Here is a 19,972-nt window from a genome sequence, read left to right on the forward strand (position 1 = left end):
CCGATGTCTGCCGACTCCAACTGGCGGGAATACGGGCCCTTCGAGTCCCCGCGCATTCTCGACGCCGCCCTGCAGGCGTTCCACGAACACGGCTACCACGGCACGACCACGCGTGACCTGGCGCGCCGCTCCGGCCTGTCCGTGCCCGGCGTCTACCACTACTACCCGTCCAAGCAGGACATCCTCGTCGACCTCATGATGGTCGTCATCGACGAGCTGCTGACCCGCAGCCGCCAGGCGCTGGAGAGCGCGTCCCACGACGCCCGCTCGCGGTTCGACGCGCTGGTCGAGTCGCTGCTGCGATTCCACATGTACCGGCGCACGGGCGCCATGGTGTCGACGGCCGAGCTGCGCAGCCTCGAGCCGGGCAACCGGGAGCGCTACGTCGCCAAACGGGACGAGCAGCAACGCATGCTCGACCGGGTGATCCTCGAAGGTGTGCGCAACGGCGAGTTCTCGACGCCGTATCCGGAGCATGCGAGCCGGGCGATTGTGTCGCTGTGCGTAGGCGTCGCGTCGTGGTACCGGCCGGACGGCACACTGCCGGTCGAAGCGCTCCTCGATCGCTACCTGACGATCGCGCGGTCGATCGTCGGGATCGGCGAAGGAGGCTCTGGCGAGACAGCCTCGATGACGACCACCACCGAACCCTCGGTCGGACGGTCGGCGGCGACCGATCATGAGCCGGCGCGGTCCGCGATCGTCACCGGCGCGTCCCGCGGCATCGGACGCGGCATCGCGCTCGCGCTCGCCGCGCGTGGATGGCGGCTGACCCTCGCGGCTCGCGATCCGAACCGCCTGGCCGCCGTGGCGGCCGAGGCCGAGGCGGCCGGAGCGGCGCAGGTGGACTACATCGACGTCGACCTCGCCACACCGGACGGGCCCGCAGCGGTCGTCGCCGCGCACGCCGCGCGGCACGACAGCCTGGACGCCCTCGTGCTTTCGGCGGGCGTCGGCTCGGCCGCGCCGCTGGACGGATATCCGGTATCGCGGTACGAGAAGCAGTTCGCGCTGAACACACGCGCCCCCTTCCTCATGATCAGCCAAGCGCTGCCGCTGCTGCGTGCCGCGGCGCAGCGGCGTCCGTCCAGCGGAGCGAGGGTCATCGCCCTGGCGTCGATCGGCGGGGTGTACGCCGAACCGTCACTCGCCGTCTACGGGGCCGCGAAGGCGGCCCTGCTGGCCCTGTGCCGCGGGCTCAACGCCGAGGAGTCGGCCGGTGGCGTCACCGCGACGGCGATCGCGCCCGGGTACGTCGACACCGACATGAGCGCGTGGGTGCGCGATGCGGTGCCGCCCGAGTCGATGATCCCGGTGGACGACGTCGTCGCCACGGTGACCGGGCTGCTCGACCTGTCGCCGCGCAGCGTGATCAACGAGATCGTGCTCAGCCGGGCCGGGACAACGGGATACCAGGCATGAGTCCCGACCCGTCCGTCCTCGACGTCCGCAGTGTGGCCAGGTTCCTCGAGCGCCAGGGCGTCCACGCGACCGGACCGCTGACCAGCGAGCTGGTCAGCGGCGGAAAGTCCAACCTCACGTACGTCGTCACGGACGGCACGCACCGCTGGGTCGTCCGGCGGCCGCCGATGTCCGGTCTCACCCAGTCGGCGCACGACGTCGCGCGGGAATGGCGGGTCACCCAGGCCCTGCAGTACAGCGCCGTCCCGGTTGCTCCGGCGGTCGCCCTGTGCGAGGACCCGGCGGTCATCGGCGCGCCCTTCGCGGTCACGGGCTTCGTATCGGGCCAGGTCGTGCGCAGCCGCGCGCAGCTGGACGCCTACACGTCCCGCGAGCTCGAGTCCTGCGTCACGGAGCTCGTGCGGGTCCTGGCGGACCTGCACTCCGTCGACGTCGCCGAGGTCGGACTCGACGGCATGGGCAGGCCCGACGGTTTCCTCGGGCGCCAGGTCCGCCTGTGGTGGCGACAGTGGAACGAGGTCAAGAGCCAGGACCTCGCCGACGCGACGCGCCTGCACGCAAACCTGCTCGCCGCGCTGCCGAGCGGGTCGGGGCACATCGGCGTGGTCCACGGGGACTACCGGATCGACAACGCGTTGCTGGACGGCTCGGACATCACCAAGGTGCTCGCGGTGGTCGACTGGGAGCTCGCCACCGTCGGCGACGTCCAGACGGACATCGCGCTCATGTGCGTCTACCGTCAACCGCAGCTCGATTCGATCCTCGGGTTTGACGCAGCGTGGGCGAGCGATCGGCTGCCTGATGGTGACGCGATCGCCGAGGCGTACGCCCGCCGGCGCGGTGTCGACCTGGACCACTGGCCGTTCTACCTGGCCCTTGCCAACTTCAAGCTTGCCGTCATCGCGCAGGGGATCAGCTACCGCGCGCGGCGGGGCGCGGTGGCCGATACGACCTCGGCGTCGGCCGAGCAGGCCGTTCCCGCGCTCCTCGCGGCCGGCCTGCGGCAACTGCCGACGTCATAGGCCGGTGTTCGTCGTTCGCAAGCCGGCCGGTTCGACTACCGCACAGACAGCCCCACCCAGCGGCAGAGCTGCCTCTGTCCTCTTCCCGCGGGCCGGCTGCAGGTGAGCAACGGGGGCGAATCGTGCGGCAACGGGCGCTGCCCGTCCAGGGCGATCTCCGACCTGGATCAGCCGCGCGATCGCGGCAGACAGCACTTCTTGTATTTGCTCCCGGACCCGCACCAGCACGGCTCGTTGCGCTCGGGCGGCCAGTTGATCTGTCTTGAGCCGGCGGCCAGCTGGCGGGCGTAGCTGGCCCGGGTCTTCGGATCGGCCGGCTCGCCGTCGCGTCCGGCGTACCCGATCAGGCCGGCGACCGAGCCGGGGAGCAGGGTCAGGCCGGTGCGGCCGGTGCCGGCCAACCGGACCAGTTCGCGCTCCAGGCGGGCGCGGTGCTGGTCCCAGGTCCCGCCGTACGACTGGGACAGAGCCGGCCACTGCACCACCATGCTGTCGAACTCGGCGTGCGGCCAGAACAGCAGGTCGTCGGCCGACTCAGCGGCCGCGGAGGCGCCGGCGCGGGCCAGCTTGCTCTCCAGCCGCTCGGCGAGGTTGTCGTGTGCGTCGTGCGGCCGGCCGATGGCGTGACGGATCCGGTGCCGCTGCTGCAGCAGGAAGAAGAGGAGACCGGCGTCCTCCGCGCTGACCGGCTCGGCGGACTGCTCCGTGGAGGCGGCGCGTTCGGCAAGCGCGACCCGCACCGCCTCGGTCAGCCATTCCTCGGCGACCTGGTTGCGCCCGCCGACGGCCAGGGCGGCGCCGAGGTACGCCGCCGCATCGGGATACCGAGTGAGTAGCGGGCGCAGGGGTTCGAGTTCGGCCATCGCCTCGTCCTCGCGGCCGGACCGGAACAGGATCCGGGCCCGCAACGCCCGGGCAGCGCCGACCTCGCTGTCGTCCCGCGTCGCGTACGTGTTGACGGCCCGCTCCACGTATCGGAGGGCAGCATCGAGCTTCGTCCGGCTCTCGGCGATCTCGGCGGCCAGCATGAGGGCGAACCCAGCGTCGTTCTCGTCGGTCAGTCGCCCGGCATCCACAGCGTCGGCCAGCTCGGCCGCGATGCCGAGAGGATCGGCAGCGCCGAGGGCGGATTGCCGGATCTCACGAAGATCCGCGCTGGTCAGAGCAGTATGTGTTGGCACACCGCCACGCTACTGCGACCGGTTCACCTGCGGCTGTTGATCTGAGTCTCACTTCCCGGTCCGACCCCGGGCCTCCGCAAACCGGTGCCAGCGGTCGAGGACCGGTGGATCTTCGTACCGGGCGTTGTCCTGTCTCTCGACACGGTACGCCGATGACCTCTGGCATACCGGCCATGACGTACGGCGGATGCTGAACCAGCATCCGACACACGTGCGATGCTGAACAGCCGCGGCCGATCTCGCGAGTCGGTGCACATTCATGCCAATGAGCGCGTGTTCAGTCAACCCGTGTACCCACGGTCACCGGGCATGGGTTGCACTGTGACGCCCGCGGCGGTGAGGAACTGACGGATCTGGGAGGCGTGCTCAACGACGTGCAGCGGCATGCTGCCGACAATCACCGCGAACAGCATTCCGTGGTATCGATGGGCGCTTGGAAGTGGCCGAGCGGCCATCTCCTCGGTGAGGCCGTCAAGGGTCTGGCGTACGCGTACGCGGCACCAGTCGACGTACCCGAGAAGCTCGGGCTTCGTGAACTTGCGGTTGGGGAAGCCGTAGGTGTTGTCGTCAAACGGTTGTGGCGGTGCCCACGGCTCGAACTCGCCGGCCAGGTCATAGTCGAGCGTATTCAGCGCGTGGTAGCCGAGGAACCAGGGAGCCGAGCCGTGCAATCCCCCGTGCGGCGTCGGAGCCGTAGGCGCCTCGTCGGGCCACAGGTCCGTCTGCCACAGCTCGTCGGGGCAGTCGGTCAGCGCCGTCTCCATCAGCCGCAGCGCCTGTTCGAAGTTGTGGGCCATGCTCTGCACAAACGCGTTCGACACACTGCCGGTATACCGCATATCGGCGGATCTCGTACGGGCACATGGCATGGGCGCGGACACTTGCTCGTGCCGCCGCCCGTGCAGCAGCAGCTCCACACCGAGGACCATGGACCATCCACCTCCTGGCAGGGTCCGCACCAGCCGCTGCATGTGTTGAACTGGGATATGCAGATGCGTCCCGCAGAACTGGCGGCGATCCGTGCCGGCGAGGTCGAGGTGGCGTTCCGCCGCTGGGAACGGCCTCGTGTCAGGGTCGGTACTCGGATGCGTACCGCAGTCGGACTGATCGAGGTCACGTCAGTCGACCGCGTGGCGGTGAGCTCGTTGTCCGCCGCAGACGCCCGCCGGGCCGGCGCGGTGTCGCTGGCCGCGCTCCGGCAGGGGCTGGACCGCCTGCACCCCGATCGGCCGGTGTATCGGATCGGGTTGCGGTACGCGGGCGTGGACCCGCGGCACGCGTTGCGGGAATCAGTGCCCGACGCTGCGGAGATCGACGAGATCGTCGCGTGGCTCGATCGGCTTGACCGCGCCTCACCGGCCGGGCCTTGGACCCGGGCGACGCTGCTGCTGATCGACGAACTGCCGGCGACCCGAGCACCCGACCTCGCACAACGGTTGGGGCGTGACACCCCGGCGTTCAAACAGAACGTGCGCAAGCTGAAGGAGCGCGGCCTGACCGAATCGCTCGACATCGGGTACCGGCTCTCGGCGCGCGGCGCCGCCGTCCTGGACCAGGAGGGGCATCGCCGTCCGGTCCCCGACCGGCCGGTGCCGGTGCCGGGCATCCCGCTGCCACATCTGGGTGCAGCCGCGACCCGTGCGCTCACCTCGCACGGCGTGGCCAGCCTCGAACAGGTTGCCGAACTCAGCGAGGCCGAGGTGCAGGCACTCCATGGAGTCGGGCCCTACGCCCTGCGCCATCTTCGAGCCGCGATGGGTGCGGCCGGGCTGACCTTCCGCGACGATCCCGGCGGATCGCCGGCGGCTGGCAGCACAACAGAGATGTCCTGAGTATCGAAGGCCAAGCCACTGGTGGACCGCATGGGACCCGAACCCCTGCGGAGCGTGAGACCGCGCTACGGCAGGCGACGCAGGTGCGTGCGCCTGCCGTCGTGGTCGAAGATGCCGAGGATTTCGGCCGGGCCCTCGTGGGCGCCGAACGCGTGCGGCACCATCGTGGAGAACTCCGCCGCCTCGCCCGCCTCGATCAGGATCAGGCGTTCGCCGAGCATGAGTGCGATCGTGCCCGAGAGGACCGTGAACCACTCCCAGCCGGGGTGGGCGCGCAGCTGATCGGGCGACGGCACGGGGCGCTCGATGCGCATCTTCGCCACCGTCGTGCCGCCGGGGCCGGCCTCGTGGCGCAGGGTCCAGGTGGTGATGCCGCGGTCGGGCTCGTGCTTCGGGCGGATCACCACGTCGGCGTCGGCGGACTCGACCAGCTGGTCCAGGGTTGTGCCCAGAGCGCGCGCGATCGCCGTCAGCTGGTCCAGGCTGATGCGGCGGTGGCCGGTCTCGATCCGGCTCAGCGTCGACGGGCTCATGAAGCACGCCGCCGCCAGGTCGTCCAATGACATGCCCAATGCCGCGCGCAGGCCGCGGATGCGTTTGCGGACCAGAGCGTCCAGGTCGCCGTCTTGCGTCATACGCAAGATAGTATGCGATAGGAGCAAGGCGTGCCTACAGTAAGAGCATGCACGCGGACCATCATCACCACCATCCTCACCACGACAACCAGCATCAGCATCACGGCGGGCTGGCCGAGATGCTCGACCTCGATGCCGTCGTCCTGCGCGAGTTCCATGCCGAGATCGTGTCGTGGGTGAAGGGGCACGTACCGGACGCCAAGGTCATCGTCGACATCGGGGCGGGGACCGGGGCCGGCACGTTCCAGCTGCTGGCGCACTTCCCGGACGCGCACGTCGTGGCCGTCGACAGCTCCGACGAGATGCTGCACCGGCTCGACGAGCACGCGGCCGGGCAGGACAGGGTGCGAACGGTCGTGGGGGATCTCGACCATGGCTGGCCTCACGATGTACCGAAACCGGATCTCGTGTGGGCGTCCAACTCCATGCATCACATGGCGGACCCCGCCAAGGTGCTGCGGGCCATCCACGATGCGCTGCCGCCGGGCGGGGTGCTCGCCCTGCTGGAGATCGAGGGGTTTCCGCGATTCCTGGCCGACACGGCCGACGCCGAGGTCGAGGAGCGCTGCCACGAGGCCATGGCCCGCCGGCGCGCCGTCGACATGCCGCACATGGGCGACGACTGGGGGGCGGCCCTCGCCGCGGCCGGGTTCGAGGTGCGGGACGCGCGGCGGTTCACGGCGCACCTGACGGACCCGGACCAGGAGGCGACCGCGCAGTACGCGCGCGCCACGTTCGAGCGGATGCGCGACAGCGGCGACCTGCCGGACGAGGACATGGCAAGGCTCGCGGCGCACCGCACCGGCCTCACGGTCCGCGCCGAGCGGCTCGGGTGGATCGCGGTCCGGCAGGCCTGACCGTTGCGGGCTGGGTAGGCTCCCGGCATGGGAGACTGGAGCCTGCTGGGGGCCGCGATGACCGCGGTGCTGGCGGTGTTTCCCGTGCCGGTGCGCGAGCCGTCGGCGCCCGCCGACGTGCCGTGCCCGTATGCGTCGATCGCCGCCATCCCGCCCACGCCGCCGTCGCCGGAACGGGATCCGAGCAAGCCCGTCATCGGCGGGGAGCGGCTGGCGACCCGCGGGCTCGCGGTGCCCGACGGGGCGCCCGCGCCGCCGACGCTGTCGGCGATGTCGTGGGTGGTGGCCGACCTCGACACCGGCGAGGTGCTCGGGGCATGCGCGCCGCACCTGCCGCGGCGGCCGGCCAGCGTGCAGAAGCTGCTGCTCGCCGCGACCGTGCTGCCAAAGCTCGACCCCAACCTCGTCGTCGAGGCCACGGACGCGGACCTGGACCTGCCGTCCGACAGCTCGGCCGTCGGGATGATCGTCGGCGGGCACTATCCCGTCTCCACGCTGTGGTACGGGCTGCTGCTGCAGTCCGGCAACGACACCGCCAACGCCCTGGCGCGGGTCGCGGGCGGCGACGGCGGGGTGCCCGCGACGATCGCGGCGATGAACGCCGAGGCGCACCGGCTCGGGGCCGACGACACCCACGCGGTCACGCCGTCCGGGCTCGACGGGCCCGACCAGCTCACCAGCGCCTACGATCTCGCGCTCATCGCCCGTGAGGACTTCGACCGGCCGGAGTTCCTCAAGTACGACACCATGCCCGTCTTCCAGTGGCCCGCCCAGCCGCCGAAGGACCCCAAGGGCTTCCAGATCCAGAACGAGAACAAGCTGCTGACCGAGTATCCGGGCGCGATCGGCGGCAAGACCGGGTTCACCGACGAGGCCCGCCACACCTACGTCGGCGGCGCGCAGCGCAACGGGCGGCGGCTCGTCGTCACCATCATGGGCGCCGAGATCGTCCCGGCCCGGGCGTGGAAGCAGAGCACGCTGCTGCTCGACTGGGGGTTTGCGCGGCCCGCCGGCAGCAGCGTCGGACATCTCGTCACGCCGGCCGAGGCGGCCGAGCTGCACAGCCCGCCGCCCTCGGCCGTGGCCGCCATCGCCGCGCCGGCCGCGAAGGCCACGACACCGGGCAAGCGGACGCCGACCGGGCCGGCCCTGGCGCTCGGCGGGGCCGCAGTGGCCCTGGTCGGCGGCGCCGCCATCGTGTTCGTGCGGGCCCGGCGCCGCCACCGTTGACGGCCGCTGTTGGCAGGCTGCCAAGAGGCGTAGAGTGCCGGCATGGCCTATCCGGCGGAGCCCTGGTCGCTGCGCGGCCGGATGTACGTGTCGGTGTTCCTGCTGCCCGCGGCCGATGTCCCCGAACTGCCGGCACAGCTTGCCGGCGCGATCAAGGTGGTGCGCCTGGGCCGGCGCGCGGTGGTCGGCGCGGCCTGGGTCGACTACCGGCCGGGCGGCGACATGAGCTACCGCGAGCTGCTCGCCGCGGTGCTGGTGCGGGCGGGCTGGCGCCCGCGCGTGACGATCACCCACATCTGGGTCGACAGCGAAGACTCCCGCGACGGCGGCCGCGCGCTGTGGGGCATCCCGAAGGACCTTGCGACGTTCGAGCTGTCCGACGACCGCGCGGAAGCGGCCGGGCTCGCCGCCGCCGACCTGCGCATGCGGGGCCCGAAGATCAGGCTGCCGATCGGCTTCCGGGTCGTGCAGGAGCTCGCGGGCGCGCCGAAGACGACGCCGGTGCGGGCCACCGCGCGCTGCGGCCTCGCCCGGGTCGGCTGGCACATACAGGAGCCGGCGTTCCTGGCCGGCCGCCGCCCGCTGCTGTCGTTAGTCGCGGACGAGTTCCGTATGCAGTTCGGCATAGTCCGCGTGCCGCAGTAAAGCCGTCCGGGCGCGGTATTCCGACGCCATCCCCGGCCAGTTGGTCACGACGCGCCCGGAGCCGGTGCGGTACCAGCTCGTGCACCCCGCCCACACCGAGCCGGACAGCCGCCGTTGCATTTCGGCGTCGAAGGCCGCCGCGACGGAGGGCCGCACCTCCAGGGGCCCGGTCGCGGCGATCGCCTGCACCGCCTGCACGATGTAGCGGGCCTGGGCCTCGTGGAAGTACACCACCGAGGTGTTGCCCGTGTTCGTGTTCGGCCCGTACATCAGGAACATGTTCGGAAACCCCGGCACCGCGATCCCCAGGTGCGCGTAGGCCCCGTCGCGCCACGCGTCGGACAACAGGAGCCCGTCGCGCCCGAGCACGCGAAGCGGCGTGAGGAACTCGGTCGCCGCGAAGCCGGTGGCGTACACCAGAACATCGCAGTCGTACACGGCCCCGTCGACGGTGTGCACGCCGGCGCCGGTGATCTGCAGGATGTCGTCGGTGACGAGGTTGACGTGGGGTGCGCGCAGCGTGCGGTACCAGTCGCCGGTGAACAGCACCCGCTTGCACCCCATCGCGTAGTCCGGCGTGACCCGGGAGCGCAGCCGCCGCGCCTGCACGAACCGCTGCACGTCGGAGACGGCCCGCACCAGCCGCTTGGCGACCGGCCGGCCGGTCATGGCCCGCCCGGTGACGACGGTCAGCGCCCACGTGCCGCCCCGGGACGCGCGCATCAGCCACGGCAGGGCGCGGTTGAGCCGGCGGCGGGCGCGGCCGTAGCGCCGGTTCGGCTTCGGCAGCGTCCAGGGCGCGGTGCGCTGGAACACGGTGATGCGGCCGGCAACGCCGGCGATGGCGGGCACGAGCTGGATGGCGCTGGCGCCGGTGCCGATGACCCCGACCCGCTTGCCGGCGACGTCGATGGCCGGGTCCCAGCCGGCGGTGTGGGTGGCGAGGCCGGCGAAGTCGTCGGCGCCCGGGATCGACGGGATCACCGGCCGGGACAGCTGCCCGGTCGCTGGGACGAGGACGTCGAACTCGTCGGTCGTGCCGTCCTCGAGCGTCAGCCGCCACGCCGTGCCCGTCCAGGCCGCCTCGGCGACGCCGGCGCCCAGCCGCAGGTGCGGCTCGAGGCCGAAGCGGGCGACGCAATGCCGCAGGTACTCGAGGATCTCGGTGTGCGGCGGGAAGCGTTGCGACCAGTTGGGGTTGAGCGCGAACGAGTACGAGTACAGCGGCGCCGGAATGTCGCAGGCGCACCCCGGGTAGGTGTTGTCCCGCCACACCCCGCCGACGTCGCCGGCCCGCTCGAAGATGGTCAGTTCGGTGAACCCGGCCCGCCGCAGCAGGTGCGCCACGGCGATGCCGCCGAACCCGGCCCCGATGACGGCCACGCGCGTCACGGCAGCCGCCCGATCGCCTTCGGGAACACGTCCTGCACGAGCGTGATGAGCATCGTGGCCAGCAGCGCGTGCACCTGCGCGCGGTCCAGGGCGCCGCGCTCCAGCCACTCCCGGGCGGTCGCCTTCGCCAGCCCGCAGTAGGCGCGGATCATCGCCCGCAGCTCGTCGCGATGCTCCTCGACGCCGGCCAGGCCCACCGCGACGAGGATGCTCTCCGCCGCGATCTCGTCGGCCTCGGCGAGCACCCGCTGCACGTCCGGGTCGCGGCCCACGCCGCCGCCGTCGACCGCGGCGAGCCACGACGTGCTGTGCCGCGACACCACGTCGAGGAACCAGGTGACGCTCGCGTCGACGCGGGTGGCGAGGTCGCCCTCCGGCAGCTGCTCCACCGCGACCGCCGGTATCGTCACGAGGACCCGGACCGCCTCGATGAACAGGCCCTTCTTCGTGCCGAAGTAGTGGTTGATGAGGCCGCGGGCGACGCCGGCGGCGTTGGCGATGTCCGTTGTGGACACCTCGGCGTAGGGGCGGCGCCCGAACAGCCGCACGGCGCACGACAGGATCTGCTCCCGGCGTTCGTCGGGCTCCAGGCGACGGCCCCGCTCGGCCACGACCTCAGTCACGCTCATCATGCTCCATCGGTACCGCGGGACGCTGCGCCGCCACCGGATCGCAGCGCTTGTAGGGTTCGCCCAGCGGCGGGCGCGGGTCCGGCCCGCCGCGGTTCGGCCACAGGGCGACGGCGCGCTCGGCCATCGCGCAGATCGTCAGCGACGGGTTCACGCCGAGGTTCGCCGTCACCGCCGCCCCGTCGATGACGTGCAGGCCGGGGTGGCCGTAGACGCGGTGGTACGGGTCGATGACGCCGCGGCCGGCGTCGGCGCCGATCGCCGCGCCTCCGATGAAGTGCCCGGTGACCGGCCGGCCGGCGAGCTCGGTGACCGACCCCAGCGGCACACCGTCGATCTTCTCCGCCACGCGCCGGGCGACGTCGTGCGCGACCGGGAGGTACACCGGATTCGGCTCACCGACCCCCGGCCGGCTGGTGAGGCGGCGCCCGCCCAGGGGACCGCGGCGCGGCCCGACGGTGATCGAGTTGTCCTTCGGCTGCATGGCGAGCAGCACGATCGTCTGCTGCGACCAGCGGCGCACCCAGAACAGCCGCGGCCAGTCCCGCCAGCTCGCGAGGGTGCGGCCGATCGCCGCCAGCCAGCGCGGGGTGCGGCCGGTGTCGCCGACGAGGACCGCGCCCATCAGCCCGAGCAGGTTGCTGCCGGGCCCGTAGCGGACCGGCTCGATGTGCGTGTCGGCGTCCGGGTGGATCGACGAGGTGATGGCCACGCCCTGGCTGAAGTCGGCGTCGCGGGCCCGGGCGCGGGGGCCGAGGATGGACTCGGAGTTGGTGCGGCTGAGCTCGCCGAGGCGCGCCGAGAGGTGCGGCAGGTCGCCGCTGCGGCGCATGTGGTGCAGCAGCCGCTGGGTGCCGACCGCCCCGGCGGCGAGGACCACCTCGGTGGCCGTGAAGGTGCGGGGGCGGCGGCGCACCTTGCCGCCGGTGCGCACCGTCCGCACGGTGTAGCCGCCGCCGGCGCGCGGTGTCACGCGCACGACGGTGGTCAGCGGGTGCACCTCGGCGCCGGCGCGCTCGGCCAGGTACAGGTAGTTCTTCACCGTCGTGTTCTTCGCGCCGACCCGGCAGCCGGTCATGCAGGAGCCGCAGAACGTGCACGTGGTGCGCTGCGGGCCGGCGCCGCCGAAGTACGGGTCGGGCACCGGCTCGCCGGGGCGCTCGCCGAAGAGCACGCCGACCGGGGTGCGCCGGTAGGTGTGCCCGACGCCGAGGTCCTCGGCCACGGCCCGCAGCACGTCGTCGGCGGCGGTGGTGCGCGGGTTCTCGGCGACGCCGAGCATGCGGCCCGCCCGGTCGTAGTGCGGCCCCAGCTCGTCCTTCCAGTCGGTGATCCCGGCCCATTGCGGGTCGTCGAAGAACACGTCCGGCGGCCGGTACAGCGTGTTGGCGTAGCCGAGCGAGCCGCCGCCGACACCGGCGCCGGACAGCACGAGCACGTCGGGCAGCAGCGTCATGCGCAGGATGCCGTAGCAGCCGGCGGCCGGCGCGAACAGGTAGTCGCGCAGCCGCCACGAGGTGCGGGCGAAGTCCTCGTCGGCGAAGCGCCGCCCGGCCTCGAGGACGCCGACGCGGTACCCCTTCTCGGCCAGCCGCAGCGCGCAGACGCTGCCGCCGAAGCCGGAGCCGATGATGATGACGTCGTAGTCGACCTCCGCCGTGGGCATGCCAGCACGGTGCCCGGTTGTTGTCGGGCTGTCAACAACCTACGATCCGTCCGTGGCGCTCTCGCTTCATCTCGGCGGCCGCGGCGAGCTCCTCGTGCTGCTGCACGGGATCGGCAGCCGCTGGCAGGTGTGGGCGCCGGTCCTGCCGCGCCTGGAGGAGCGCTTCGAGGTCCTGGTGCCGACCCTGGCCGGCGCGAGCGTGCCGGAGCTCGCCGACGAGGTGCTGCGCCTGGCGGGCGACGGCCCGTTCCACGTCGCCGGCAGCTCGATGGGCGGCGGCGTCGCCCTCGAGCTCGGCCGGCGCGGCGCGGCCCGCTCGGTGACGGCGTTCTCGCCGATCGGCTTCTGGGGCCCGGCGTCGCGGCGCTGGTGCCAGGCGTCGGTGACCGCCGCCCGCGGCTGCGCCCGCGCCCTGGCCCCGGCGCTGCCCGCCCTGTCGCGCACCGCGGCCGGCCGGGTCGCGCTGTTCGGGCTCTTCTTCGGCCACCCCACGCGCGTCGATCCCGAAGCCGGCCTCGCCGACGCGCGGCATCTGGCCGACGGGCCCGGATTCGCGGTCGCCCGCGCCGCCTTCGCCCGCCATCGCTTCGCCGGCGCCGAGGCCCTCGCCGGCATCCCGGTCACCATCGCGTGGGGCACGCGGGACCTGATCCTGCCCGCGTTCCAGGCCCGCCGGGCCGAGCGCCTGCTGCCCTCGGCCAGGCACGTGCGGCTGCCCGGCTGCGGCCACCTGCCGTTCGCCGACGACCCCCGCACCTGCGCGGACCTCATCGTCCAGGGTCCGGCGGAACGCTAGTTGGCCTGGGGGAGTCCGAACAGTATGTCGGCGGCGTCCGCGGTCATCGGTTTGCCCAGCGCCCGGCCGAGGCCATGGTCGCAGTCGAGCAGCTGCAGCGCCGTCGTCTGCCCGCGATGGTCGACGCCGGTGGCGGTCACCGAGATGGAAAGGTCGTGGAACATCGAGATGAGCCACGTCGCCATCGACAGGTTGGACCGGTGCGCGGGCTCGTTCGGGTCGAGCCCGGAGATGAGCTGCGGTTCGAGCCGGACGCTGTGCACCGGCGTGGCGGTCAGGTTGGCGTGCCCGATGCCGACCTGCGTCACCGCGATGCGCACCCCGGCCCGGTCGAGGCCGTCGAGCGCGAACGCGGCCGCGTCGGTGGGGTCGTGCAGCGCGTGCTCGGGCACCGCCAGGTGCAGCCGCCCCGGCGCGAGGCCGGTTTCGCGCAGGATGTCGATGACGGTGTCGGCGAAGTCGGGGTGACGCAGCTGCGCCTCGGCCACGTCGAGGGTGACGATCGGCGCCCCGTCGCCGGGCTGCCACCGTCCGGCCCGTTCGTCGTGCGGGTCTTGCTGTCCGGCGCGCCAGAGATACTTTCCGGCCTCGCCGGTGCGCCAGTCCTCGGCCGCGTCGCCCGGCCAGAGCGTGGCCCCGTCGCCCGGTCCGTCGCAGTGCCATTGCGCCGCCGGGTCTTCCACCGCACCGGGGCCGGCCTGCCAACGCGTGGCCCGGTCCTGCGGACCGGCGGCGCCGAGCCGCCGCGAGGCCCGGTCCAGCGGCCCGGTGTCGTCGAGCCGCCACCGGGCGGCGCGGGCGCACGCCTCGGCGAGCAGCCGGTGGCCGAGCGGCACCAGCAGGCCGCTCTGCTCGGCCAGGCGCAGCAGCTCCGCCTCGGGCACCGGCCCGGTCGCGGGGTGCGCCCACCGCGGCAGCGCGTGCATGCCGACGATGGCGTGGTCGTGCAGGCGCACGATCGGCTGGAACGCCGCCGTCACCGCCCCCGCCGCCAAGGCCTCCGGCAGCGCGTGCGCGCGCTGGTGGCGGCGCAGGTGCGCCGTGGCCCTCCCGGAGTTGTACACCGCCCACGCCGAGCCGTCGTGCCGCGCCCAGTCCAGCGCCATCGACGCCTGCCGCAGCAGCTCGTCCGGCGAGGCGGCGCCCGCCGCGCTCTCCACGACGCCGGCCCGCCCCGAGACCGGCACGTCGTGCCCGTCCACCGGCCACGACGCCGGCAGCGCCCGCAGGACCGCGTCGGCGGCCTTGACCGCCTCGTCGGCCCCGGAGACGCCCGTCATGACGAGCACGAACGTGTCCCCGCCGAGGTGCGCGAGCTCGTCGCCGCGCTCGGCCGCGAACGTCGCCAGCCGCTGCGCGATGCCGACCAGCAGCCGGTCGCCTGCGTCGTGCCCGAGCAGCTGGTTGACGGCGCCGAAGCGGCGCAGGTTGACGATGCACAGCGCCCGCCGCGCCGCCCGGTGGTGCCGCCCTTCGCCCAGCATCGCGATGAGCGCCGCCCGGTTCGGCAGCCCGGTCAGCGGGTCGTGCATGAGGGCGTGGTGCACCTGCCGCTCGAGGTCGCGCTGCCTGTCCCGCCACGCCGTCCGCTCGCCGCGCCCCAGCGACTCCGCGGCCACCCACACCTGCGTCCGCATCGCCGTGGCGAACCCGTGCGCAAGCTCGTCGAGCAGCTCGGTGAGCCGGCTCGCGGCCCGCGCGTCGCGCAGCCCGACGGCGCCGAGCAGCTGTTCGCGCAGCAGCTGGGAGCTGGCCAGGAGGATCTTCGGATCGGCGAGCGCCTCGAGCACCATGTCCTGCCCGACCCGGTAGCCGTCCCGCCGGTCGAACTCGGCCGCTCGCACCGCGGCGACGAGCCGCGCGGCGAACCCTTCGAGCAGCTGCCGGCGCCGTGCCCGGCCGCCGCGCACGAAGCTCGTCCCGGCGGGCAGCGTCCGTTCCCACGTGACGGCGAACGCCGCGATCCGCTCGTCGCCCTCGCCGTGCTGCATGGCAGCGAACGCGGGCTCGTTCATCTCCCCGCGTTGCGTGATGGCAAACGCCACGATTCGCTCGTCGACCTCGCCGTGCTGCGTGCCGGCGAACGCCGGCTCGTCGACCTCGTCGCGTTGCGTGATGGCGAACGCCGGCTCGTCGACCTCGTCGCGTTGCGTGGCCGCGAACGCCGGCTCGTCGACCTCGTCGCGTTGCGTTACGGCAAACGCTGTGGTCCGTTCGTCGACCTCGCCATGCCGGCCTGTGTCCGCCCGGCCGTCGCCTTCCTGGATCACCCGCGGCCACCCGCGGCCAGCGCGTGCGGCATCGCGCCGCACGTCGATCCGGTGGAGCTTGCTGATCTGGACATGGCAAGGCCGGGCTTCGTCATGTGGGCGACCCTTTCCAGGACATGACGCACTAAACCGGAGCCGAGAATTGCTTGTCTCCAACAAGTGATTATGACGGGCCGCGCCCCGGCGAATCCAGTACTACCGCCGCATCACGGACGATCCGGTGTCCCTTTGCGGGCGACGGCGGCGAGCACCGCCGGCTGCGGAGCCTCGTCGTCGTCCGGATCCGGCCGCCAGCCGGTGATCGGCACCAACCCAGGCGGCACCAGGCTCCACCCGTCGACCAGCGCCGAAACCCGCTCCGGCGTGCGCAGGTGCACCGACGTCGGCGTACGCTGGTACAACGTCCGCACCTGATTCTGCGCGTCGGCCTGCACCTCGGCCGGAATCCCGTGCGACAGCGCGACGTAGCTGCCCGACACCGTGGCCTCGTCGAACCGCTTGATCATGTCACCGGGCGAGTCCTCGTCCGGCACGAAGTGCAGCACCGCCATGAGCAGCAGCGCGACCGGCTCGGAGAAGTCGAGCAGCGCGAGCACCTCGGGATGCGAGAGAATCTCATCGGGCCGCCGCAGGTCCCCGCTGATCGCGCTGGCGTGCGGGTTGCCAGCCAGGATGTGCCGGCTGTGCGCGACGGCGACAGGGTCGATGTCGACATACATGACCCGGGCGCCCGGCACGGTGGCCTGCGCGACTTCGTGGACGTTGCCGAGCGTCGGAATCCCGGACCCGATGTCGAGGAACTGCCGCACCCCTTGGTCGGCCAGCCACTGCACGGCCCGCCCCAGGTAGGCCCGGTTGGCGTGCGCAAGCTGGAAGATCCCCGGCCACGCCCGCTGCGCCGCCTCGGCGAACTCGCGGTCGACCTGGAAGTTGTGAAACCCGCCGAGCGTGTAGTCGTAGACCCGCGCCGCGTTCGGCGTGGTGATGTCGACCCCGTCCGGCACCCACTCCGGCAGTCCCACCGCACCCTCCCGTCGTCAGTTCGCCCGATCGACGATACATCGACGCGGTTCCCCCGGGCTGCCCCCGAAAACTGTCGTACCCCCAGAGCAGAATCACGCCCATGAACCACAACGGGGCCCTGACACCATTCCGCGACCCGGCCGACCTGCGGCGCATCCTGACCCTGCTGCTCGACCTCCTGGACCCGCGGGCGCAAGGCTTCGAATACCGCCTGGTGGGCACCGCGGCCGCCCTGGCACAGGGCGTGCCCCTGCCAACGGGCGACATCGACATCCTGATGCACCACCGCGCCGACGTCGACCGCTTCGCCGCCGCGCTGTCGTCCTATCGCTGCCTGTCCCCGCCGGAGTGGCTCCCCGCCGCGGCCCAGTACTTCACCCATTTCGACCTGGAGGGCTACGAGGTAGGCGCCAGCACGGTCGAGCACCCCACCTCGGCCGACACGCTGGAGTGCATTGGCACCGGCCCGTGGACCCACTACGTCGAGGTCCCACTGGACCGCCACACCGTGCCCGCGGTGCGCCTGGAGCTCCGCCTGGTCTCGGAACTGGTCCGCAACCGCCCCGACCGCTACACCCCTCTGCTGGCGCATATGCGCACCCACACCCCCGATCGCGCGCTGATCGAGCGGGCCATGCACGACCGCAACGTCCCGGAGGACCTGCGCCAGCACGTGACGGCCCAACTCACCCCGGCCTGACCCACCGACACCGGGAGCCCTCGAAGGCCGGGCACCGAGAGCGGTCATGGCGGCTGATGGAGTGTCGGTGACGTGCAGGCCGGCGATGGGACGGAGGATGGCGGGATGGATACGGACACACCGGCCGTGAGCGCTGCCGATTCGCGGGTCCGGCGCCCGCCGACGGCTGACGAACGCACGACGCTCGTGGCGTTCCTGGGCTGGCACCGGGAGACGCTGCGGGTCAAGTGCGCGGGGCTCACAGCCGCGCAGCTGGCGGACCGAGTGTTGAGCCCCTCGGGATTGTCGCTGCTCGGGCTCGTACGGCATGCGGCGGAGACCGAGCGGTTCTGGTTCCGCACGGTGATGGCCGGGGAGCCGTTCGAAGGGCTGTACGCCGGCGACGGGGCGTTCGACGTGGCGCGGGCCGATGAGCGGACCGTGGACGAGGCCTGGGCGGCCTGGCGGCGGGAGGTCGAGTTCGGCGAGCGGTTCGTCGACGAGGCGCGCGATCTCGACGTGGCGGGGGACGAGCCCGGCGAGGGTCCCGTTTCCTTGCGGTGGGTGTTGATGCATCTGCTGGAGGAGTACGCGCGGCACAACGGCCACGCCGATCTGCTTCGCGAGCGGCTCGACGGCGTCGTCGGGCTCTGACGGGCTCTGACGGGGGTCGATGCTCGGCGGCCCTGACACCGCGACACGCGGCGCGCCGCCGGCCCGCTCCGCGCTCCGTGCTCCGCGCGAGGCCGTTCCACGCGAGGCCGCGCCGCCGGCCGGCTCCGCGCTCCGCCGCGGCCGCTCCGCGCTCCGCGCGAGGCAGGGCACGGCGAGCACCTGGTGGGCGGTCGGCGCGCTCGGTGCAGGTTCAGTGCTGGTGATCGTTGCCGGGTGAGGTGCTGAGGTCGTCGTTGCGGAGGCAGGCGACCAGGATGCCGAAGTGCCGGTCGGCGATCAGGCGGGTTACGGCGGGTTGCTCGGCTTGGACGACGCCACGCTCGACCGCGTCCGCGCGGCGGGCACCGTCTGATGTCCACATTGGACCACGACTGCGCCCGGCCCGGCCTCGCGCGCCGCCTCGGCTGGGGCCCGCGCCCGGCAGTGCTGCCCGTCGACCATCGAGGCGGCGCGCCGCGCGGGCCGCCCGGTGGCGTTCAGCGGTGTGCGGCACAGCGACGAGTCCCGCGGTCGTGCCCGAGCCCTGCGCCGACCGCGCCCTCGGCCCGCACGAGTCCAATCTGTTCGACCCGGACGCCAAGTACGCCGACGCCGTGTCGCTGTTTTCCGCGGAGGGCCGATTGCGGGCCTGATTGTTGTTGTATTGCGTTGCGTTGCGTTGGGTGCCGTTCGGCTTTCGGCCTTCGGGGAAAGGTTTTCCGTCCCTGGGTCAGCCGAACGGGCATTTTGCGTGACCGGGACCACGCCATGCCGCAAGTACGGGCTTATCGTGGCAGCGCTAACATCAACTGCGGGGGGAGGGACATGCGCGCAACCAGCCACAACCGGGCCGCCGTCATGAACGACGTGGCGAGGCTCGCCGGTGTTTCACACCAGACGGTGTCCCGGGTCCTCAACGACCACCCCAGCGTCAGCCCCGCAACGCGCGAGCGCGTCCTCGAGGCCGTGCGCCAGCTGAACTACCGCCCCAACGCGATGGCTCGCGGCCTGGCCGGCCGCCGCTCCCGCGTCGTCGGCGTCGTCTCCTTCGACACCATCCTCTACGGCCCGGCCTCCACCCTGCTCGGCATCGAACGCGCCGCCCGCGCGGCCGGCTACGGCGTCAGCATCGTGACCCTGGAGCGCGTCGACCACACCGGCATGGTCTCGGCCCTCTCGGCTCTGGCCGACCAGTCCGTGGCCGGCGTCGTGGTGATCGCCCCGCAGACGGCCGCGGCCGCCGCCCTGCACAACATGCCGCTGGGCATGGCCGCGGTGGCGGTCGAGTCCGACGTCGGCGGCGAGGTCCCCGCCATCTCCGTCGACCAGGTCACCGGCGCGCGCATGGCGGTGCAGCACCTGCTCGAGCTCGGCCACCGCAAGGTCTGGCACCTCTCCGGCCCTCGCGACTGGCTCGAGACGCACGGCCGCATCGAGGGCTGGCGCCTCACGCTGGAGGAGGCCGGCCTGCCCGCCCCGCCGCTGATGACCGGCGACTGGAGCGCCCGTTCCGGCTACACCGCCGGCCTGGAGCTCGCCGCGCGCGACGACGTGACGGCGGTCTTCGCCGGCAACGACCAGATGGCTCTGGGCATGATGCGCGCCTTCCACGAGCGCGGCATCCGCGTCCCGGACGACGTGAGCATCGTCGGCTTCGACGACATCCCCGAGGCCGAGTTCCTGTCGCCGCCCCTGACCACGATCCGCCAGGACTTCGACGAGGTCGGCCGCCGCTGCATCGCCGCGCTGCTGCGCGTGATCGAGGCCGATCTGCGCGAGGGCCCCGACCGCCCGTCTCCCGATCCACGCGTGGAGCCGACCCTGATCCTGCGCCGCAGCTCTGCACCTCCTCGCTCTGCGTGACGCCTTTTCACGCCGGGTAGCCGCCTGCGCCGGTGATTTGGTGGCATGGGCTAGCGTGGAGGAGAACTGAGCGGGCCGGCCCCGACGGTTGCCTGTCACGTCCGGTCCTGGTTGCGGCGCCTCGAGGTTCGCCGTTACGGCAACGACCTGCGGCTTCGGTCGCGCGCGGTCCACGG

At 72.6% G+C, this 19,972-nt stretch carries 20 protein-coding genes; 11 read left to right on the top strand and 9 right to left on the bottom strand.

Going from position 1 to position 19,972, the window contains the following annotated elements; all coding sequences use genetic code 11:
- Positions 1-3: 3 nt before the first annotated feature.
- Together ABD901_RS06385 and ABD901_RS06390 are read left to right on the top strand one after the other, a co-directional pair.
- Positions 4-1,422 (top strand): SDR family NAD(P)-dependent oxidoreductase, encoded by a 1,419-nt coding sequence (locus ABD901_RS06385; protein ID WP_345122236.1) that lies wholly within the window; start codon positions 4-6, stop codon positions 1,420-1,422.
- Entirely contained in the window at positions 1,419-2,444 is a 1,026-nt protein-coding gene (locus ABD901_RS06390; RefSeq protein ID WP_345122238.1) for a phosphotransferase family protein, read from the top strand. The genes ABD901_RS06385 and ABD901_RS06390 overlap by 4 nt, the downstream gene beginning before the upstream one ends.
- A gap of 167 nt (positions 2,445-2,611) precedes the next feature.
- Here ABD901_RS06390 and ABD901_RS06395 read toward each other — a convergent pair whose 3' ends face one another.
- Both ABD901_RS06395 and ABD901_RS06400 read right to left on the bottom strand, forming a co-directional pair.
- The gene (locus ABD901_RS06395; RefSeq protein ID WP_345122240.1) at positions 2,612-3,625 is read right to left on the bottom strand and encodes an SEC-C domain-containing protein; all 1,014 of its coding nucleotides are present in this window, start codon (positions 3,623-3,625) and stop codon (positions 2,612-2,614) included.
- Positions 3,626-3,906: 281 nt separating this feature from the next.
- Positions 3,907-4,542, bottom strand: coding sequence for a DinB family protein (locus ABD901_RS06400; RefSeq protein WP_345122242.1), 636 nt, complete (start codon positions 4,540-4,542; stop codon positions 3,907-3,909).
- Between ABD901_RS06400 and ABD901_RS06405 the strand changes: the two genes are divergently transcribed.
- Positions 4,513-5,457, top strand: a complete 945-nt coding sequence (locus ABD901_RS06405; protein WP_345122244.1) for a hypothetical protein — start codon at positions 4,513-4,515, stop codon at positions 5,455-5,457. The two genes, ABD901_RS06400 and ABD901_RS06405, sit on opposite strands and share 30 nt — an antisense overlap.
- A 65-nt stretch (positions 5,458-5,522) precedes the next feature.
- Here ABD901_RS06405 and ABD901_RS06410 read toward each other — a convergent pair whose 3' ends face one another.
- Positions 5,523-6,092 (bottom strand): helix-turn-helix domain-containing protein, encoded by a 570-nt coding sequence (locus tag ABD901_RS06410; protein WP_345122246.1) that lies wholly within the window; start codon positions 6,090-6,092, stop codon positions 5,523-5,525.
- Between the two features lie 47 nt (positions 6,093-6,139).
- Between ABD901_RS06410 and ABD901_RS06415 the strand changes: the two genes are divergently transcribed.
- The 3 genes from ABD901_RS06415 to ABD901_RS06425 are packed head-to-tail and all read left to right on the top strand — an operon-like array spanning position 6,140 to position 8,824.
- On the top strand, positions 6,140-6,949 hold the full coding sequence (locus ABD901_RS06415; RefSeq protein WP_345122248.1) for a class I SAM-dependent methyltransferase: 810 nt from the start codon (positions 6,140-6,142) through the stop codon (positions 6,947-6,949).
- Positions 6,950-6,976: 27 nt separating this feature from the next.
- Positions 6,977-8,179, top strand: coding sequence for a D-alanyl-D-alanine carboxypeptidase family protein (locus tag ABD901_RS06420; protein ID WP_345122250.1), 1,203 nt, complete (start codon positions 6,977-6,979; stop codon positions 8,177-8,179).
- A gap of 42 nt (positions 8,180-8,221) precedes the next feature.
- Complete coding sequence (locus tag ABD901_RS06425; RefSeq protein WP_345122252.1) at positions 8,222-8,824, top strand: acetoacetate decarboxylase family protein; 603 nt, start codon at positions 8,222-8,224, stop codon at positions 8,822-8,824.
- On the opposite strand, the gene ABD901_RS06430 is transcribed toward ABD901_RS06425, so the two are convergent.
- The 3 genes from ABD901_RS06430 to ABD901_RS06440 are packed head-to-tail and all read right to left on the bottom strand — an operon-like array spanning position 8,771 to position 12,511.
- Positions 8,771-10,207 carry a flavin-containing monooxygenase gene (locus ABD901_RS06430; RefSeq protein ID WP_345122254.1) on the bottom strand — a complete coding sequence of 479 codons (1,437 nt, stop codon included), beginning with the start codon at positions 10,205-10,207 and terminating at the stop codon, positions 8,771-8,773. The genes ABD901_RS06425 and ABD901_RS06430 overlap by 54 nt on opposite strands.
- A gap of 5 nt (positions 10,208-10,212) precedes the next feature.
- Complete coding sequence (locus ABD901_RS06435) at positions 10,213-10,839, bottom strand: TetR/AcrR family transcriptional regulator (RefSeq protein ID WP_345122256.1); 627 nt, start codon at positions 10,837-10,839, stop codon at positions 10,213-10,215.
- Positions 10,832-12,511, bottom strand: coding sequence for a GMC family oxidoreductase N-terminal domain-containing protein (locus ABD901_RS06440; RefSeq protein ID WP_345122258.1), 1,680 nt, complete (start codon positions 12,509-12,511; stop codon positions 10,832-10,834). Before ABD901_RS06440 ends, ABD901_RS06435 begins: the two co-directional genes overlap by 8 nt.
- A 52-nt stretch (positions 12,512-12,563) precedes the next feature.
- Here ABD901_RS06440 and ABD901_RS06445 point away from each other — a divergent pair, with 52 nt between their 5' ends.
- Complete coding sequence (locus ABD901_RS06445; protein ID WP_345122260.1) at positions 12,564-13,307, top strand: alpha/beta fold hydrolase; 744 nt, start codon at positions 12,564-12,566, stop codon at positions 13,305-13,307.
- Here the strand turns inward: ABD901_RS06445 and ABD901_RS06450 are convergent.
- On the bottom strand, positions 13,304-15,322 hold the full coding sequence (locus ABD901_RS06450) for an EAL domain-containing protein (protein ID WP_345122262.1): 2,019 nt from the start codon (positions 15,320-15,322) through the stop codon (positions 13,304-13,306). The genes ABD901_RS06445 and ABD901_RS06450 overlap by 4 nt on opposite strands.
- On the opposite strand from ABD901_RS06450, the gene ABD901_RS06455 reads away from it, so the two are divergent.
- Positions 15,290-15,697: a hypothetical protein gene (locus ABD901_RS06455; RefSeq protein WP_345122264.1), complete on the top strand. Its 408-nt coding sequence runs from the start codon at positions 15,290-15,292 to the stop codon at positions 15,695-15,697. The genes ABD901_RS06450 and ABD901_RS06455 overlap by 33 nt on opposite strands.
- An 86-nt stretch (positions 15,698-15,783) precedes the next feature.
- Here ABD901_RS06455 and ABD901_RS06460 read toward each other — a convergent pair whose 3' ends face one another.
- Positions 15,784-16,599, bottom strand: a complete 816-nt coding sequence (locus ABD901_RS06460) for an SAM-dependent methyltransferase (protein WP_345122266.1) — start codon at positions 16,597-16,599, stop codon at positions 15,784-15,786.
- A 101-nt stretch (positions 16,600-16,700) separates the two neighbouring features.
- On the opposite strand from ABD901_RS06460, the gene ABD901_RS06465 reads away from it, so the two are divergent.
- Together ABD901_RS06465 and ABD901_RS06470 are read left to right on the top strand one after the other, a co-directional pair.
- Entirely contained in the window at positions 16,701-17,300 is a 600-nt protein-coding gene (locus ABD901_RS06465; protein ID WP_345122268.1) for a hypothetical protein, read from the top strand.
- Between the two features lie 126 nt (positions 17,301-17,426).
- A complete protein-coding gene (locus ABD901_RS06470) occupies positions 17,427-17,933 on the top strand; it encodes a DinB family protein (protein WP_345122270.1) in 507 nt (168 codons plus the stop codon).
- 211 nt (positions 17,934-18,144) lie between these two features.
- On the opposite strand, the gene ABD901_RS06475 is transcribed toward ABD901_RS06470, so the two are convergent.
- Positions 18,145-18,315: a hypothetical protein gene (locus tag ABD901_RS06475; RefSeq protein ID WP_345122272.1), complete on the bottom strand. Its 171-nt coding sequence runs from the start codon at positions 18,313-18,315 to the stop codon at positions 18,145-18,147.
- A 443-nt stretch (positions 18,316-18,758) separates the two neighbouring features.
- Here ABD901_RS06475 and ABD901_RS06480 point away from each other — a divergent pair, with 443 nt between their 5' ends.
- Positions 18,759-19,796 carry a LacI family DNA-binding transcriptional regulator gene (locus ABD901_RS06480; RefSeq protein WP_345122274.1) on the top strand — a complete coding sequence of 346 codons (1,038 nt, stop codon included), beginning with the start codon at positions 18,759-18,761 and terminating at the stop codon, positions 19,794-19,796.
- Positions 19,797-19,972 lie beyond the last annotated feature (176 nt).

It is taken from the genome of Dactylosporangium darangshiense (genome assembly GCF_039537565.1).
Classification (GTDB): Bacteria; Actinomycetota; Actinomycetes; order Mycobacteriales; family Micromonosporaceae; genus Dactylosporangium; species Dactylosporangium darangshiense.